Raw genomic sequence first — 16,224 nt, forward strand, 5'->3', positions numbered from 1 at the left:
AGCCCGGTTCACGCGGAGCCCTTGATCGCCTGCATGGGCGGCACCACGTCGGCGCATTGCGCGCGCTGGCGCAGGGCGTGCTCCATCACCACCAGCGCCAGCATGGCCTCGGCAATCGGCGTGGCGCGTATGCCCACGCAGGGGTCGTGCCGGCCCTTGGTGACCACGGTGGTCGGGGCGCCGGCCATGTCCACCGACTCGCGCGGCGTGAGGATGGAACTGGTCGGCTTGATGGCAATCGACACTTCGAGGTCCTGCCCGGTGCTGATGCCACCCAGCACACCGCCGGCGTTGTTCGACTTGAAGCCCGCGGGCGACAGCGAGTCACCGTGCGTGGTGCCGCGCTGCGTGACGCTGGCAAACCCCGCGCCAATTTCCACACCCTTGACCGCGTTGATGCCCATCATGGCAAAGGCGATGTCGGCGTCGAGCTTGTCGAACAGCGGCTCGCCCAGGCCCACCGGCATGCCGGTGGCGGTGACTCGAATGCGCGCGCCGCAGGAGTCGCCCCCCTTGCGCAACTCGTCCATGTAGGCCTCGAGCTTTGACACGTCAGCCACCGGCGCAAAAAACGGGTTGTTCGGCACGTGCTCCCAGGCCTCGAAGGGAATGGCGATGTCGCCGATCTGCGTCATGCAGCCGCGGAAGGTGGTGCCGTATTTTTCCAGCAGCCACTTCTTGGCGACCGCGCCGGCCGCCACCATGGGCGCGGTCAGCCGGGCCGAGGCCCGGCCGCCGCCACGCGGGTCACGAATGCCGTACTTCTGCAAATAGCTGTAGTCCGCATGGCCGGGGCGGAAGGTGTCCAGGATGTTGCCGTAGTCCTTGCTGCGCTGGTCGGTGTTCCTGATCAGCAGGCAGATCGGCGTGCCGGTGGTCTTGCCTTCGTACACGCCGGAAAGGATCTCCACCGCGTCCGGCTCGTTGCGCTGCGTCACGTACTTGCTGGTGCCGGGCCGGCGCCGGTCCAGGTCGCCCTGGATGTCCGCCTCGCTCAGCGCCATGCCCGGCGGGCAGCCGTCAATCACGCAGCCAATGGCCGGGCCGTGGGATTCACCGAAGTTGGTGACTGCGAATAGGGTGCCGAAGGTGTTGCCGCTCATGCGGGGATTATCCCAGATGGCTTTGGTGCAGAAAACGAGCCAGAAGGCTGGATCGCCGTGATGATCGAGCGTCGAGCACAGCCGATGAACGCCAGCCTGGGTGCCCCTCCGAGAATGTCCTTCACGATAGGGGGAGCGCAACAAGCCTGGTGCGCATCCGAAGGCGCCCGTCTTCTTTCCGGGCGCGTATTGAACAGCGGGTCCTGCCGTCTGTCTCAGCCGCCCTGCACCGGCAAGGCAAAATGAAACACCGCCCCCTGGTCCACCTTGCCTTCCGCCCACACCCGTCCGCCATGGCGCGCCACCACGCGGCGCACGGTGGCCAGGCCGACGCCGGTGCCTTCGAATTCCTGGTCGGTGTGCAAACGCTCGAACACTTCGAAGAGCTTGCCGGAGTGGTTCATGTCGAAACCGGCACCGTTGTCGCGGACGGTATAGACCGCTTCGGCGCCCTCGATGCGCCCACTGACTTCAATCAACGGGCTGGCTGTGCGGCTGCTGTATTTCACTGCGTTGGACAGCAGGTTCACCCACACCTGCCGCAGCAGCCCGGGGTCGGCAGGCGCCGGCGGCAACAAACCAAGCTGGATCACCGGTTTTCGGGCACTGGGGCCGGTGACCGGCAGGTCGGCCACCACCTGCGCGGCCAGTCCATTCATGTCGACATCGGTTTTCTTGACCTCCTGCAGGCTGAGCCGGGAAAAAGACAGCAGGTCGTCAATCAGTCTGGCCATGCTTTTGACCCGCTTGCCGATGACGGACAGGTAGTGCAGGCCTTTTTCGTCGAGGCGGTCGGCGTAATTTTTCTCCAGCAGGCCCGCGTAACCGCCAATGACACTCAGCGGGGAACGCAGGTCATGCGATGCCGCCGAAGTGAAGCTTTCCAGGCTTTTGTTGGTGGCCTCCAGGTCGTCGGCCCGCACCTTCAGGGCGGAATGAAGGTCGTCGATCACCTTTTCCAGTTCTTTTTTCTGGGTGATGTCTTCGGAAATTCCCAGCACATGCGTGGGCTCGGCGGCCTCGCCAAAAACCGGCACCTTGCGGGTGTGCAGCACGCGCAGGCCTTTGCTCTGCGAGAAAAACCGCTCTTCCGGAATGTCCTCAATGATGCCGCTGGCCAGCACCCGGTGGTCCTGGGCGGAAAACCGGTCGGCGTGTTCCTTGCCGAACAGATCGTGGTCGGATTTTCCCAGCGCGTCCTCGCGCAGGATGCCCGTCAGTTTCTCCTGCGCAGAGTTGACACGCACATAACGCAGCTGATTGGCATCCTTGATGTATACCGGCGTCGGAATGTGCTCGATCATGGAATCGAGAAAACGGTTGGCTTCCAGCACCTCGGCCGTGCGTTCGCGCAACTGCTGCCGGCTTTCGTGAAGCTCGTTGTTGCGCTGCATGGCCGCGTCATAGGTGGACATCAGCAGGTTCAGTATCTGGGTGCGGCTGGCACTGATCTGGTGCCGCTCGCCGTGGAAAAAAATCTCGGCCGGCGGGCCATCTTCGGGCATATGCGTGATGTCGCGGTTGCTCAGGGCGTGCTCCACCCGGGCCAGCATGTGGCTACGCTCGTAGGGTTTGATGACGAAGCTGTCGGCGCCACACTGCAGGCCGAGCAGGACCTCGTTGGGGTCAGACAGGCTGGTGACGAGAATCACCGGCACCGGGGAGAGCCCGGGGCCGGCCTTGATCTGCCGGCACAGCTCATAACCGCTCATTTCGGGAATGGCCACCCCGCTGATGATCAGCGAGGGGCGGAGCCGGGTCGTCATTTCCAGCGCGGACTGGCCGTTGTCAACAACACTGACCTGGTAACCCTCTTCTTCGAGGATATGGCTCAGCATCTGGGCTTGGGCCGCGATGTTTTCCACAATCAGGATGTGTCTGGGCGAGGTGTCAGCTTGTCCTGCAAAGGCCACGGGTATCTCCTGGGAGCGTCAGCGCGCTCAATGATGAATGGCCTGAAAGAGGTGTTGCGATACGCATCCACACTCCTCCTGATGTAACAGATAGTACAAGTTATGCGCCCTTGATGTGCGCTGCCCCCATTTACTTTTTTCAGGCAGCGATTCCGCGGGTCAATGGGAACAGATCAGTTGATCAGAAGAATGTCACACGAACAACGGTAAAAAGAACAACCATTCTGGAACGGTTCCTGCTTGACTTCGTGCGGCCTTCCTGTGTTTGACGTCCCGATTGAAGGAGCCCCTGCCATGCTGGACCGCACCACTACCCAGTTCTCCCACGTCAAGCCGGGCGACACCGAGTTCGTCGCGGGCGGTTTGCGCGATTTTTTCCTCTACCGCGACCTCGGCATCGCCGAGGCGACCCACGGCAAGGTGATCGCGCACCTGGTCAAGGCGAACATGGCACCAGAAACAGGCACGGGGTGGCACCGCCATGAAGCAGATTTCCAGATTGTCATCATGGTCAAGGGCTGGGCCCGCTTCATGTACGAAGACAAGGAGACCCTGGTCGAAGCCGGCGACGTGGTGCACCAGCGCCCGGGCATACGTCACTACCTGTTCGACTATTCGCCCGACATGGAATACCTGGAAATCGTCTCGCCGGCCGATTTCAAGTCGATTGATGTGGAGCCGGTCTGCGAGATTCCGTCTCCAACGCCGTGGAAGTAGCTCCATGGCTGTAATGCCTGACCCGATCCGGCATCCATGAACCCGTCTTTCGTCGGGTAGCGCGCGGCATGGATTGCGGGTCAAGCCCGCAATGACAAACCACCAGCATGTCCCTTCCAGCAGGGGCCGCGGAACCGGCTTTGCCGGGCCGCAGGCGCCGCCCCCCAGTGGGGGGAAGCGGCCGTCAGGCCGCTCCGGGGGGCGTCAGAACTCCGCGTCGAGCTCGTCAATGTCGTCGGGCTCCTTCTTCGCGGCGGCCACCCACTCCTTCATGGCGGGCAGCTCCATGATGCGTTTGCAGTAGGCCGCACACACCTTGTCCAGCGCCACGTCGTAGGTCAAAAACCGCGTCACCACCGGCGCGTACATGGCGTCGGCCGTGCAGGGCTGTTTGCCGAACAGGTAGGGCCCGCCGTAGGTGGCCAGGCACTCCTTCCAGATGTCCACCACGCGGTCGATGTCGGCCTGCGCCCGCGACCAGACCTTGAAGTTGGGAAAATGCGCCTTGAGGTTCATCGGCAACGAAGAACGCATCGATGAAAAGCCCGAATGCATCTCGCCGCAGATGGCGCGACAGTGCGCGCGCGCCTTGACGTCGGCCGGGAGCATTCGCGCGCCCGGCCTGATTTCATGGAGGTATTCGGCAATTGCCAGCGTGTCCCAGACCTTGACGCCGTTGTGCTGCAGCGAAGGCACCAGCATGGAAGGCGCAAGCAACAGCATTTCGGCCTTCATGGCCGGGTCGTCGGGAGAAATCACCTTTTCGGTGAACTCCAGCCCCGCGAGTTTGGCCAGCAACCAGCCGCGCAGCGACCAGGCGCCATAGTTCTTGCTGCTGATCGTCAAAACGGCTTTGGTGGCCATGGCGCTGCTCCTCAGGACGGTAAGGGGACCCGCTGTAGCGGTGATGTCACAGCCGTCCGCAAGGGCTGTGCCAGGCTGTTGACAATCGGCGGACTGGCCCGTAACTTGCCTGCATGACAAGCACCGGGCCACCCGCCTGCACCATGTCAGGACACCCATGCTTTACCAGGCCTACCAAACCCAGTCCGACCTGATGTCGCCGTTTCGCCTGCTGGCCCAGGGCAGCAGCGCCGCCCTCTGGCTGGGCAAAACCGAGGGCACCCTGCTGCGCAAGCTGTCGGCCTCGATGGAGGTGTTCTCGCGCCTGCGCGTCACCCATTCGCGCCCCGCCTATGGCATCGGCGCAGTGAAGGTAGGCGAACGCGAACTCGCCGTGACCGAGGAAACCGTGCTGACCATGCCTTTCGGCACCCTGCTGCGCTTCAAAAAGGAAGAAGCCCCCGACCGGCCGCACCAGCCGGCCGTGCTGCTGGTGGCGCCGCTGTCGGGCCACTTCGCCACCCTGCTGCGCGAAACCGTGCGCACGCTGCTGCAGGACCACGACGTCTACATCACCGACTGGCACAACGCGCGCGACGTCTCGCTGCGCCACGGCCCGTTCGGGCTGGACGACTACATAGCCCACATGATCCGCTTCACCCAGGCCATCGGCCCCGGCACCCATGTGGTGGCGGTGTGCCAGCCCTGCGTGGCGGCGCTGGCGGCCGCGGCCATCATGGCCGAAGACGACGACCCGGCCCAGCCGCGCAGCCTGACGCTGATGGCCGGCCCTGTCGATTGCCGCGTCAACCCGACCGCCGTCAACACCCTGGCCACCAGCAAACCGATTGAATGGTTCGAGAAAAACCTGATCAGCCATGTACCGCTGCCGCACGCCGGCTACATGCGCCGCGTCTACCCCGGCTTTGTGCAGCTCAGCGCTTTCCTGAGCATGAACCTGGACCGCCACAAGAAGTCCTTCAAGGACCTGTACCAGTATCTGGTCGATGGTGACATCGACAAGGCCAACGTGATCCGCGTGTTTTATGACGAGTACCTCGCCGTCAACGACCTGCCGGCCGAGTTCTACCTGGAAACGGTCGAAAAAGTGTTCCAGACCTACGACCTGGCGCTCGGCAAGCTCAGTTACCGCGGCCGCATCGTCAACCCGGCGGCCATCCGCCGCACCGCGCTGATGACGGTCGAAGGCGAACGCGACGACATCTGCTCGGTCGGCCAGACGGTGGCGGCGCAGGACCTGTGCAGCAGCATCCGCCCCTTCATGAAAACCCACCATGTACAGACGGGTGTGGGGCACTACGGCGTGTTCAGCGGCAGGCGCTGGAACCAGCAGATCTACCCGCGAGTGAGGGAGATGATTCACGCCAGCATGGGGTGAACTTTAAGTAAAATCGGCCTCCAGCCCTTTGGATATGCGCGCAAGCGGCTATTGAATTGATAGCAATGTATCCTCACTTGTCATCCCGGACTTGATCCGGGATCCATGTTGGATAGCCCGTACTGCTGCGGTATGCCAACAAGCCGGGGGTTGCCCGGCGGCAACTCACTTTTCTTTGTCTCGCCAAAGAAAAGTAAGCAAAAGAAAGGCGACCCTGCTGTCTGCGACCCTCCGCTTCGCTGCGGGCAACCTGCGGTGCTCGGTCCAGCCGGGGTCGAGCTCGAACTCGCTACGCTCAGACAATCGCTCGCCCTGATCCGGCTGGACCTCCGCTCCTCGGCGCAGCCAGAAGGGTGTTGGGGTCAGGAGCGGGTTCGGGACCAGAGTCGGGTACGCAGTCGGGCTCCGGCGAGGACGCGCTTTGCGCGCCCTCGCCTCCCCGAATTTGTCTTGGTATTTGTCTCATCACCCGTCGGGCTGGGCCGAGGAGCGCAGCCGAAAGTGGATAAGGGCGAGCGATTGTCTGAGCCGAAGGCGAGTTCGAGCTCGACCCCACTTTCGGCGAGCACCGGAGGTTGCCCCGGAGCGCAGCGCAGGGGACCCAGACCATCGGGTCGCCTTTCTTTTGGGCACTATTCTTTGGCGAAGCAAAGAAAAGTGCCTCGCCCGCCGGGGCGAGTCCCGGCTTGCTGGCGAGCCACCGTCGGTTGAGACTAAGGCAATGTGTTTCCGAATCCGCTTCGGAAAGAAGTTCTACCGACCCTCAGAGTTTGGTCTCTGGTGTCTCGTCCTCTTCAGCCGGCCAGTCGCGGATATAGGCCTTGAGCATCTTGTTCTCGAAGTTCTGGCCATCGACCACGGCCTTGGCCACGTCGTAAAACGAGATCACGCCTTCGAGGACCTTTTTGTTGAGCACCGGCATGTAACGCGCATGGCGGCCCAGCATCATGCGGCGGACTTCGTCGATCTCGGTGTCGGGTGTGCAGGTCAGGGGGGCATCGTCCATGGCCGTGCGTACCAGCGTGTTGCCGATTTCGCCGCCGTTTTTGACAATGCACAGAATGACTTCACGGAAGGTCAGCATGCCCACCAAGTCGCCGTGTTCCATGACGACCAGCGAGCCGATGTCTTTTTCCGCCATGATCTGGGTCGCCTTGGACAGCGGCTCATCGGGCTGGACGGTGTAAAGCGTGTTGCCTTTGACGCGCAGGATATCTAGGACTTTCATGGGGCACTCCTTCAGGAATTTGTCTCGGCAGTCTTCAGGTTCTTCCCCGGTGCCGCCCGGCGGAAAATTCAGATCAAATATAGCCCACAATCCGTTTGCAAGCCACCTGAAGTTGTTTCAGGCTGGCTGCCTTTTTCCCTGATTCCTTCCGCCATTTTCTGGAGACTCCATGTCTGGCTACTCTGACCCGGGCTTCGACACGCTGGCCCTGCATGCCGGCGCCGCGCCCGACCCGGCCACTGGCGCGCGCGCCGTGCCGATCCACCTGACCACCTCGTTTGTCTTCGAATCCAGCGACCATGCCGCCAGCCTGTTCAACCTGGAGCGCGCGGGCCACGTTTATTCGCGCATCAGCAACCCGACCAACGCGGTGCTGGAGCAGCGCGTCGCCGCCTTGGAAGGCGGCATCGGTTCCATCGCCACCGCCAGCGGCCAGGCGGCGCTGCACCTGAGCATTGCCACCCTGATGGGCGCGGGTTCGCACATCGTCGCCAGCACCGCGCTGTACGGCGGCAGTCAGAATCTTTTGCACTACACGATGCGGCGTTTCGGCATTGAAACGACCTTCGTCAAACCCGGTGACATCGACGGCTGGCGCGCCGCGGTGCGACCCAACACCAAGCTCTTTTTCGGTGAAACCGTGGGCAACCCGGGGCTGGACGTGCTGGACATACCCACCGTGTCAGCCATCGCGCACGAGGCCGGCGTGCCGCTGCTGGTGGACTCGACGCTGACCTCGCCCTGGCTGATCAAACCTTTCGATCACGGCGCAGACCTGGTCTACCACTCGGCCACCAAGTTCCTGAGCGGCCACGGCACGGTGATTGGCGGCATCGTGGTGGATGGCGGCAGCTTCGACTGGGAAAAGTCCGGCAAATTCGCCGAACTGACCGAGGCCTACGACGGCTTTCACAACATGGTGTTCAGCGAGGAAAGCACCGTCGGCGCGTTTTTGCTGCGCGCGCGCCGCGAGGGCCTGCGCGACTTCGGCGCCTGCATGAGCCCGCACACCGCGTGGCTGATTTTGCAGGGCATCGAAACCCTGCCACTGCGCATGGCGCGGCACATGAGCAACACCGAAAAAGTCGTTTCCTTCCTGGCCAGCCACCCGCTCGTTTCGCGCGTCGGCCACCCAATGCTGGAGACCCACCCCAGCCATGCGCTGGCCAAAAGGCTGCTGCCGCGCGGCGCCGGCTCGGTGTTCAGCTTCGACATCAAGGGCAACCGTGAGCAGGGCAAGGCCTTCATCGAAACCCTCAAGGTGTTCAGCCACCTGGCCAACGTCGGCGACTGCCGTAGCCTGGTGATTCACCCGGCCAGCACCACGCATTTCCGCATGACCGACGAAGCGCTGGCGGGCGCGGGCATCACGCAGGGCACGATACGCCTGTCCATCGGCCTGGAAGATCCGGACGATTTGATTGACGACCTCAAGCGGGCGCTGAAGGCGGCGGAGAAAGCAGCATGATCCTCACCGTCAACGGCCACACCACCTACTGCTACACCGGCGGCAAGCCCTTCGATGCCGCCCAACCCACGGTGGTTTTCCTCCACGGCGTGCTTAACGACCACAGTGTCTGGATTCTGCAAAGTCGCTACCTGGCCCACCACGGCTGGAACGTGCTGGCCGTGGACCTGCCGGGCCACTGCAAAAGCGCGGGCGAGGCGCCTTCGACGGTGGAAGAAGCCGCCGGCTTTGTGGCCGCCCTGCTCGACGCGGCCGGCGTGCAGCGCGCCGCACTGATCGGCCACAGCTGGGGTTCACTGATTGCGCTGGAGGCCGCGTCCCGCCTGAAAGAGCGCGTGAGCCACCTCGTGCTGGTCGGCATCGCCTACCCGATGAAGGTGTCGCCCGCCTTGCTGGACGCCGCCCTGAACGAGCCAATGAAGGCACTGACCATGATCAATGTGTTTTCGCGCAGCACCCTGGCCGCACCGCCTTCGGCGCTGGGCCCGGGCACCTGGGTCTACGGCGCCAGCATGGCGCTGGGCCGGCGCGTGCTGGCGAGCAACACCCAGGTCAATGTGTTTCACCGCGGCTTCAAGGCCTGCGACAGTTATGCCAACGGCGACAACGCCATCACCCAGATCACCTGCCCGGTGCTGTTCCTGCTCGGCGCGCAGGACCAGATGACGCAGGCCAAAGCCGCACAGCCCCTGATAGCCAAGGCGCGGGCCAGCGGAAAAACCGTGCAGGTGATTAACGTTCCTGTCGGCCATCACCAGATGACCGAAGCGCCGGAAGAAACGCTGTTTGCGATGCGGGATTTTCTAAGCCCTTGAATGGATGTCACCCCGTCGTTCTAGGCAAAAAAAGAGCTAACGAGCAAAAACAATAGGTACCCGATCGATACAAGGCCTCCAACAACGAGAAAGATTCCAAAGATCGAAGCCCCTAAGTTGGCTATCTGGTCAAGGGCATCGGCAAGGGAGCCCGTGAAGAGCGGCCTCGGCGGGGGCATATTCATTTCCAAGAATTCAGGCAACCGCTGACCGTTCCTGGCCCGATAGACATCGACTACTGCGAGTAAAAAAACTGGCAAAAACAGGGTCGCGGAAGCGATTACTGCTACCAATCCGAGTCCCGCAGGCCAATAACAATAGCCAGAGATACAACCGACCACTAAGGCTCCAAAAGCGGTCCAAAGCCGAATTCTTGGATGCATCGCTCCTCCTTGGGCTGAGTTGATTTTTTGGACACTATAGCTTGCAGCAAAAAGCCAGCCTTTCTTTCTGATTGCACCTATCGCTCATGTTTCAATTCCAACCGTTCGCCCTCACCCCGCCGATGTCTCCCGAACGTGCCCGGCAAATCGCCGCCAGCTTCGATCTGCGCGCCCTGCCGCCCGACTTTTACGCCAACCCCTACCTGGGTCTACGCCCTGCTGCGCGAAACCGCGCCGGGGCCCCGGGAAATTTACGGGGGAATGCATTCATCTGTTGATTGCCATCAAGTCCCGACAAAAACCGGCCGGTAGAGTAGCAGTGCCATCACGCACGACAACACAACCACCTCCACGATTGCCATGACTTCCACCTCACGCCGCACCTTTGTCATTCACGCCCTCACCGCCAGCGGAGCGCTGGCGGCCAGCAGTCTGGCGCTGTCCCAGACGGCGGCCGCGCCCATGGTCAAGGACACCGACGCCAATGCCGTCGCCTTGGGCTACAAGGCCGACGCCACCAAAACCGACACCAAGAAGTACCCCAAGTACGCCGCTGGCCAGAACTGCGCCAATTGCGCGCTGTACCAGGGCAAGGCGACCGACGCGGCCGCAGTTTGCCCCCTGTTCGCCGGCAAGCAGGTCGCGGCCAAAGGCTGGTGCAGCGCTTGGGCGAAAAAAGCCTGACGCTGTCCGGCGCGGAAGGGTTACATCGCGCCACCCCCACGCGGCCGGCTTGAGACGGCCCGGCGCTATGGCTGTCCGCGTGCCAGAATCGTTGCATGACCGACGCCACGCCCTCCGCCATCACACCGCCCCTGTCGCCCGAACGTGTGCGGGAGATTGCCGCCAGCTTTGACCTGCGCTCCCTGCCGCCCGACTTCTACGCCAACCCCTACCCCGTCTATGCCTGGTTGCGTGAGCACGAACCCATCAAGCGCATGCCCGACGGCTCGTATTTCCTCACGCGTTACGCCGACCTGGTGGCGGTCTACCGCGATGCGCAGACTTTCAGTTCAGACAAGAAAGTGGAGTTCACGCCCAAGTACGGCGCGGGCGCACCGCTGCTCGAGCACCACACGACCAGCCTGGTCTTCAACGACCCGCCGCTGCACACGCGGGTGCGCAAGCTCATCATGGGCGCCCTCACGCGGCGCGCGATTGCCGACATGGAACCGGGCCTGGTCACCCTGGTGGACGGCCTGCTCGATGCCATTGAGGCCAGGGGCGACGGCGACCTGATCGAGGACTTCGCCTCGGCAATCCCGGTGGAGATCATCGGCAACCTGCTCGGCGTGCCGCATGCCGACCGCGGCCCGCTGCGCGACTGGTCGCTGGCGATTCTGGGCGCGCTCGAACCCAGACTCACCCCCGAACAGGAAGCGCTGGGCAACCGCAGCGTCAGCGAGTTCGCGGCTTACCTGCAGACGCTGGTGGCCGAACGCCGAAAAAATCCGGGCGATCCGGAGCACGATGTGCTGACGCGCCTGATCCAGGGCGAGGACGCCGGCGAAACACTGAGCGAAACCGAGCTGCTGCAGAACTGCGTTTTCATCCTCAACGCCGGCCACGAAACCACCACCAACCTGATCGGCAACGCCCTGGTCGCCCTGCAGGAGTGGCCTGGCGCCCGGGCGCACCTGCTATCAAAAGTGAAGCTGCCTGCGCAGGAACAGCAAGGGCCAGAGGCCGATTTGGCTGTTGAAATTGACGAGTTCCTGCGTTTCGAGTCGTCCAACCAGCTGGGCAACCGCCGCGCGCTCAAGGCCTGCCAGGTCGGCGGCGTGGACCTGCCCGAAGGCGCGCTGCTCACCTTGTGCATAGGCGCGGCGAACCGCGACCCGGCGCAATTCGACCACCCCGAGCAGCTGGACCTGACGCGCGACAACAACCGCCACCTCGCCTTTGGTTTCGGCATCCACCAGTGCGCCGGCCTGAGCCTGGCGCGGCTGGAGGGGCGCATCGCCGTCGGGCGCTTTCTGCAGCGCTTCCCCGACTACCGCCTGAGCGCCGCGCCGACCCGCGGCGGGCGCGCCCGCTTCCGGGGTTTTCTGAACGCGCCGTTTTCGATCACTTGATCCCGGGGAGTCGCTGTGGCTATCATGGGCTACAACAACACGCCAGGAGACCGCCATGGACACCACCCACACCAGCGCCCCGCCAGCAGCGGCAGACGCCAAAGCCTTCAAGAGTTTTGCCGAGTTTTACCCCTTCTACCTGAGCGAGCACAGCAACCGCACCTGCCGCCGCCTGCACTTTGCGGGCTCCAGCCTCTCGCTGCTGTGCCTGGCGGCAATGGTCGCCACGCGCAACCTCTGGTGGCTACTGGCCGGCCTGCTGTGCGGCTACGGTTTTGCCTGGGTCGGCCACTTCGTGTTTGAAAAGAACAAACCCGCCTCCTTCAAACGCCCGCTTTACAGCTTCATGGGCGACTGGGTCATGTACAAGGACATCTGGACCGGCAAGGTCAAGATCTGATGACCACCAACGACGGCATCCCGATGCAGCTCGAGACCCGGGCTGTGGACATTCTCTGCGGCATCACCACCGCCACCCTGACCACACTGCTGCTGAAAAAAGGCCTGCGCAATGTCTGGTTGCGCGGCGCCCGGCCGCTGCGCACCGGCCAGCCGCGTCTGGTCGGCCGCGCCTTCACCTTGCGCTTCGTGCCTGCGCGCGAAGACCTGGCGACGCCCGAGTCCTGGTCGTCGCCGATCTCGACCCGCGCGGCGATCGAGGACATGCCGGCGGGTTGCATCGCCGTGGTGGACGCGATGGGTGTCAGCGACGCCGGGATTTTTGGCGACATCCTGTGCGCCCGCATGCAAAAGCGCGGCGTGACGGCGCTGGTGACCGACGGCGTGGTGCGCGATCAGGCGGGCGTGCTGGGCACCGGCCTGCCGGTCTGGTGCAGCGGCACCGCCGCGCCACCCTCCGTGGCAGGCCTGACCTTTGTGGACTGGCAGCGACCGATTGCCTGCGGTGGCGTGGCGGTGTTTCCGGGTGACGTGATCGTGGCCGATGATGACGGCGCGGTGCTGATCCCGGCGGCGCTGCTGGAGGAGATGTTGCTGCTCGCACCCGAACAGGAGCGGCTCGAGTCCTGGATCATGAGCGAGGTCGACAAGGGGGCGGCCCTGCCGGGCCTGTACCCGCCCAACGCGGAAAACAAGGCGCGTTACGAAGCGGCGAAAAAAGCTGGCCAGTGAACGCGCTCGGCCGGCGCCCAGGCCGCTATCATTTTCATAACACGTCGCGCAGGCGCAGCGCCGAGAAATGCCCGTTTTCCCATAAATTTTTCATGGACGGGTCCTGGCTCAGCAGCAGCTGCGCCATCAGCGGCTCCAGCGCGGTGGAGGCCGGATCGGCCAGCAGCAGGTAACGCGCTTCGTGTTCGTCCTCCGGGTCGGTCAACTGGCCTATCCAGTCCAGCGCCATCAGGGTCTCCAGCACCGGTTCGAGCTGCAACACGTCCACCTGCAGCGCCTTGGCCAGCTCGGAGGCCTCCAGCCCGATGCGCGTGGTGCTGCGCGCCCGGTGCAGTTGCTGCAGCAGTTCCACCGCCAGCTGGAACTGCCAGCCATGCGCACTGCCGCGGCGCGCCACACCGGCGAGCAGGCTGGGCAGGTAGGCGGCAATCACCGCGCCCATCAGCACGATGACCCAGGCCACGTAAATCCAGACCAGCAGAATCGGCAAGGTGGCAAACGCGCCGTACACCAGCGAATAAGTCGGCACGCTGCTCAGGTACAGCGTCAGCAGCTTCTTGGCCAGCTCGATGCCCGCCGCGACAAACAGGCCGCCGGCCCAGGCGTGGCCCCAGCGCACAAAAGTGTTCGGCACATAACGGTACAGCGCCGCCATGCCGCCGGCGAGCAGGAAAAACTGCAGCACGTCCAGCAACACGCGCACGCCGCCCGGCATGTCACCCACCACGCCGCGTGAGCCGGAGATGACATACGACGTCACCGCCAGGCTGGCGCCCAGCACCAGCGGGCCCAGCGTGATGGCGGCCCAGTAAATCAGCACGCGCTGGGCCAGCGGTCGCGGCTTCTTCACGCGCCAGATGCCATTGAGCGTGCGGTCTATCGTCAGGATCATGGCAATCGCTGTGACCAGCAGCACCGCCAGGCCGGCGACACCGAGCTTGTTGGCCTGTTTGGCGAACTGGGTCAGGTAGCCGAGTACCTGGCGCGAAATGTTGTCGGGAATCAGGCTGTTGACCAGCCACACCTGCAGCGCGCCCTGCAACTTGGAAAACATCGGAAAGGCGGTGAAGATGGCCAGCGCCACCGTGAAAAACGGCACCAGCGCGATGCTGGTGGTGAAGGTCAGGCTGCTGGCCGTCAGGCCCATGTGGTCGTCGCGGAAGCGCTGGCGCAGCGTGATGGCGGTGTCGCGCCAGGGGAAGTGGGACAGCTCCGTCAATAACTGCTGCAGGGACTGCTGGAATTTCATCCCCGGTATCATGCCATCGACACAAGCATCAACATGACCATAACCAAAACAACACAGATAGACGCCACACGCTGGCTGGCCGTGGGCAGCCTGACCGCCCTGATCATTCTCGGCCTGGCCTGGGAGATGTGGCTGGCGCCGCTGCGGCCGGGCGGCTCGCTGCTGGCGCTGAAGGTGCTGCCGCTGTGTTTTCCGCTGGCCGGCCTGCTGAAAAACCGCATGTACACCTACCGCTGGCTCAGCCTGATGGTCTGGCTGTATTTCACCGAGGGCGCGGTGCGCGCCTGGAGCGACAAGCCGCCCGGCAACTACCTGGCCATGATTGAAGTGGCGCTGTGCCTGCTGCTGTTCACCGCCTGCGCCCTGCATGTGCGCATCCGCCTGAAAAACGGCGCAAAAACCATCCAACCGGCTGCCTGACAAACCTATGGACAAGATTCTCGATGCCTTGCGCGCCATCGTCGGCGACGCCCACGTGCTGACCGGGGGCGACCTCTCGGCCTGGGAGCTGGACTGGCGCAAACGCGCGCGCGGCAAGGCGCTGGCCGTGGTTCGCCCGGCCGATACGGCGCAGGTGGCCGCCGTCGTCCGGGCCTGCGCCGCGGCCGGCGTGTCCATGGTGCCGCAGGGCGGCAACACCGGCCTGGTCGGCGGCTCGACACCCGACGCCTCCGGCCGCCAGGTGGTGCTGAGCCTGCAGCGCATGAACGCGGTGCGCGCCGTCGACAGCGCCAACCTGACCATGACGGTCGAGGCCGGCTGCATTTTGCAGACCCTGCAGGAAACGGCCGAGAAAGCCGGCTTCCTGTTTCCGCTGAGCCTGGCCGCCGAAGGCAGCTGCACGATTGGCGGCAACCTTGGCAGCAACGCCGGCGGCACACAGGTCGTGCGTTACGGCAATGCGCGCGACCTCTGCCTCGGGCTGGAAGTCGTCACCGCGCAGGGCGAGGTCTGGGAAGGCCTCTCGGGCCTGCGCAAGGACAACACCGGCTACGACCTGCGCGACCTGTTCATCGGCAGTGAAGGCACGCTGGGCATCATCACGGCCGCGACCATGAAGCTCTACCCCATGCCGGCCGCGCAGCTCACCGCCTGGGCGGCCGTACCGTCGATGGACGCCGCCGTCACGCTGCTCGGGCTGGCGCATCGCCACCTGGGCGCGGGCCTGACCGGGTTTGAAGTGATGGGCCAGTTTGCGCTGGGCCTGGTGGCCAAACACTTCAAGCAGCAGCGCGTGCCGCTGTACGAGGAAACGGCATTTTGCGTGCTGCTGGAAAACTCCGACCACGAGTCGGAAAGCCATGCGCGCGAGCAGTTCGAACGCCTGCTGGAAACCGCCATGGAAGACGGCTGCGTCACCGATGCAGTGGTCGCGGAAAACCTGCAGCAGGCGCACCAGCTCTGGCATGTGCGCGAAAGCATTCCGCTGGCGCAGGCCGAGGAAGGCCTGAACATCAAACACGACATCTCGGTGCCGGTGTCGCTGATTCCCGAGTTTGTGCGCGTCACCGACGAGCTGCTCGAAAAAGCCATCCCGGGCGTGCGCCTGGTCAACTTCGGCCACCTCGGCGACGGCAACCTGCACTACAACGTGCAGGCCCCGGCCGAAGGCGACGCGGCCGCGTTTCTGCGCGAGCAGGAAGAAAACGTCAATGCCCTGGTCTACGACTCGGTGCAGGCCTTCGGTGGCTCGATCTCGGCCGAACACGGTGTCGGCAGCCTCAAACTCGACAAGCTCGAGCAGCACAAATCACCGGTCGCGCTGGGCCTGATGCGGGCCATCAAGCGCGGGCTGGACCCCGAGAACCTGATGAACCCGGGGCGGGTGCTGCGGGCATAATCAAAAGCTGCACGGCGGCCTTGCCGCCTCCTTTTTCCGGCTCCAGCCGACAGGTTGCCT

The 16,224-nt window shown here is 63.9% G+C and carries 15 protein-coding genes; 10 read left to right on the plus strand and 5 right to left on the minus strand.

The window, feature by feature from the left end:
* Positions 1–8: 8 nt before the first annotated feature.
* Positions 9–1,103: a chorismate synthase gene (gene aroC, locus AAG813_RS08875; protein ID WP_341914010.1), complete on the minus strand. Its 1,095-nt coding sequence runs from the start codon at positions 1,101–1,103 to the stop codon at positions 9–11.
* Between the two features lie 215 nt (positions 1,104–1,318).
* Positions 1,319–3,016 (minus strand): ATP-binding protein, encoded by a 1,698-nt coding sequence (locus AAG813_RS08880; RefSeq protein ID WP_341914012.1) that lies wholly within the window; start codon positions 3,014–3,016, stop codon positions 1,319–1,321.
* A gap of 294 nt (positions 3,017–3,310) precedes the next feature.
* On the opposite strand from AAG813_RS08880, the gene AAG813_RS08885 reads away from it, so the two are divergent.
* Entirely contained in the window at positions 3,311–3,733 is a 423-nt protein-coding gene (locus AAG813_RS08885; protein WP_341914014.1) for a cupin domain-containing protein, read from the plus strand.
* Positions 3,734–3,937: 204 nt separating this feature from the next.
* Here the strand turns inward: AAG813_RS08885 and AAG813_RS08890 are convergent, their stop codons facing one another.
* Complete coding sequence (locus AAG813_RS08890) at positions 3,938–4,597, minus strand: glutathione S-transferase (protein ID WP_341914016.1); 660 nt, start codon at positions 4,595–4,597, stop codon at positions 3,938–3,940.
* 157 nt (positions 4,598–4,754) lie between these two features.
* Between AAG813_RS08890 and phaZ the strand changes: the two genes are divergently transcribed.
* On the plus strand, positions 4,755–5,975 hold the full coding sequence (gene phaZ, locus AAG813_RS08895; RefSeq protein WP_341914019.1) for a polyhydroxyalkanoate depolymerase: 1,221 nt from the start codon (positions 4,755–4,757) through the stop codon (positions 5,973–5,975).
* 763 nt (positions 5,976–6,738) lie between these two features.
* Here the strand turns inward: phaZ and AAG813_RS08900 are convergent.
* On the minus strand, positions 6,739–7,203 hold the full coding sequence (locus AAG813_RS08900) for a CBS domain-containing protein (protein WP_341914021.1): 465 nt from the start codon (positions 7,201–7,203) through the stop codon (positions 6,739–6,741).
* A gap of 169 nt (positions 7,204–7,372) precedes the next feature.
* Between AAG813_RS08900 and AAG813_RS08905 the strand changes: the two genes are divergently transcribed.
* From AAG813_RS08905 to AAG813_RS08930, 6 genes are all read left to right on the plus strand, one after another.
* A complete protein-coding gene (locus tag AAG813_RS08905; RefSeq protein ID WP_341914023.1) occupies positions 7,373–8,671 on the plus strand; it encodes an O-acetylhomoserine aminocarboxypropyltransferase in 1,299 nt (432 codons plus the stop codon).
* Positions 8,668–9,486, plus strand: coding sequence for an alpha/beta hydrolase (locus tag AAG813_RS08910; RefSeq protein WP_341914025.1), 819 nt, complete (start codon positions 8,668–8,670; stop codon positions 9,484–9,486). The genes AAG813_RS08905 and AAG813_RS08910 overlap by 4 nt, the downstream gene beginning before the upstream one ends.
* Positions 9,487–10,229: 743 nt before the next feature.
* Positions 10,230–10,553, plus strand: a complete 324-nt coding sequence (locus AAG813_RS08915) for a high-potential iron-sulfur protein (RefSeq protein WP_341914027.1) — start codon at positions 10,230–10,232, stop codon at positions 10,551–10,553.
* Positions 10,554–10,648: 95 nt separating this feature from the next.
* Positions 10,649–11,944 (plus strand): cytochrome P450, encoded by a 1,296-nt coding sequence (locus tag AAG813_RS08920; RefSeq protein WP_341914029.1) that lies wholly within the window; start codon positions 10,649–10,651, stop codon positions 11,942–11,944.
* A 55-nt stretch (positions 11,945–11,999) separates the two neighbouring features.
* On the plus strand, positions 12,000–12,344 hold the full coding sequence (locus tag AAG813_RS08925) for an Mpo1-like protein (protein WP_341914031.1): 345 nt from the start codon (positions 12,000–12,002) through the stop codon (positions 12,342–12,344).
* 23 nt (positions 12,345–12,367) lie between these two features.
* On the plus strand, positions 12,368–13,075 hold the full coding sequence (locus AAG813_RS08930) for a ribonuclease activity regulator RraA (protein WP_341914132.1): 708 nt from the start codon (positions 12,368–12,370) through the stop codon (positions 13,073–13,075).
* A gap of 34 nt (positions 13,076–13,109) precedes the next feature.
* Here AAG813_RS08930 and AAG813_RS08935 read toward each other — a convergent pair whose 3' ends face one another.
* The gene (locus AAG813_RS08935; protein ID WP_341914033.1) at positions 13,110–14,324 is read right to left on the minus strand and encodes a YihY family inner membrane protein; all 1,215 of its coding nucleotides are present in this window, start codon (positions 14,322–14,324) and stop codon (positions 13,110–13,112) included.
* 33 nt (positions 14,325–14,357) lie between these two features.
* Here AAG813_RS08935 and AAG813_RS08940 point away from each other — a divergent pair, with 33 nt between their 5' ends.
* Together AAG813_RS08940 and AAG813_RS08945 are read left to right on the plus strand one after the other, a co-directional pair.
* Positions 14,358–14,744 carry a DUF2069 domain-containing protein gene (locus AAG813_RS08940; RefSeq protein ID WP_341914035.1) on the plus strand — a complete coding sequence of 129 codons (387 nt, stop codon included), beginning with the start codon at positions 14,358–14,360 and terminating at the stop codon, positions 14,742–14,744.
* A 7-nt stretch (positions 14,745–14,751) separates the two neighbouring features.
* Positions 14,752–16,164 (plus strand): FAD-binding oxidoreductase, encoded by a 1,413-nt coding sequence (locus AAG813_RS08945; protein ID WP_341914037.1) that lies wholly within the window; start codon positions 14,752–14,754, stop codon positions 16,162–16,164.
* Positions 16,165–16,224 lie beyond the last annotated feature (60 nt).

The sequence above is a fragment of the Polaromonas sp. YR568 genome (assembly GCF_943371715.1).
Lineage (GTDB): Bacteria > Pseudomonadota > Gammaproteobacteria > Burkholderiales > Burkholderiaceae_C > Polaromonas.

Bases quoted from the DNA above. Each gene is read 5' to 3' on its own strand.
- aroC (WP_341914010.1), bottom strand. From the start codon at position 1,103: ATGAGCGGCAACACCTTCGGCACCCTATTCGCAGTCACCAACTTCGGT.
- AAG813_RS08885 (WP_341914014.1), top strand. From the start codon at position 3,311: ATGCTGGACCGCACCACTACCCAGTTCTCCCACGTCAAGCCGGGCGAC.
- AAG813_RS08890 (WP_341914016.1), bottom strand. From the start codon at position 4,597: ATGGCCACCAAAGCCGTTTTGACGATCAGCAGCAAGAACTATGGCGCC.
- phaZ (WP_341914019.1), top strand. From the start codon at position 4,755: ATGCTTTACCAGGCCTACCAAACCCAGTCCGACCTGATGTCGCCGTTT.
- AAG813_RS08900 (WP_341914021.1), bottom strand. From the start codon at position 7,203: ATGAAAGTCCTAGATATCCTGCGCGTCAAAGGCAACACGCTTTACACC.
- AAG813_RS08905 (WP_341914023.1), top strand. From the start codon at position 7,373: ATGTCTGGCTACTCTGACCCGGGCTTCGACACGCTGGCCCTGCATGCC.
- AAG813_RS08910 (WP_341914025.1), top strand. From the start codon at position 8,668: ATGATCCTCACCGTCAACGGCCACACCACCTACTGCTACACCGGCGGC.
- AAG813_RS08915 (WP_341914027.1), top strand. From the start codon at position 10,230: ATGACTTCCACCTCACGCCGCACCTTTGTCATTCACGCCCTCACCGCC.
- AAG813_RS08920 (WP_341914029.1), top strand. From the start codon at position 10,649: ATGACCGACGCCACGCCCTCCGCCATCACACCGCCCCTGTCGCCCGAA.
- AAG813_RS08925 (WP_341914031.1), top strand. From the start codon at position 12,000: ATGGACACCACCCACACCAGCGCCCCGCCAGCAGCGGCAGACGCCAAA.
- AAG813_RS08930 (WP_341914132.1), top strand. From the start codon at position 12,368: ATGCAGCTCGAGACCCGGGCTGTGGACATTCTCTGCGGCATCACCACC.
- AAG813_RS08935 (WP_341914033.1), bottom strand. From the start codon at position 14,324: ATGAAATTCCAGCAGTCCCTGCAGCAGTTATTGACGGAGCTGTCCCAC.
- AAG813_RS08940 (WP_341914035.1), top strand. From the start codon at position 14,358: ATGACCATAACCAAAACAACACAGATAGACGCCACACGCTGGCTGGCC.
- AAG813_RS08945 (WP_341914037.1), top strand. From the start codon at position 14,752: ATGGACAAGATTCTCGATGCCTTGCGCGCCATCGTCGGCGACGCCCAC.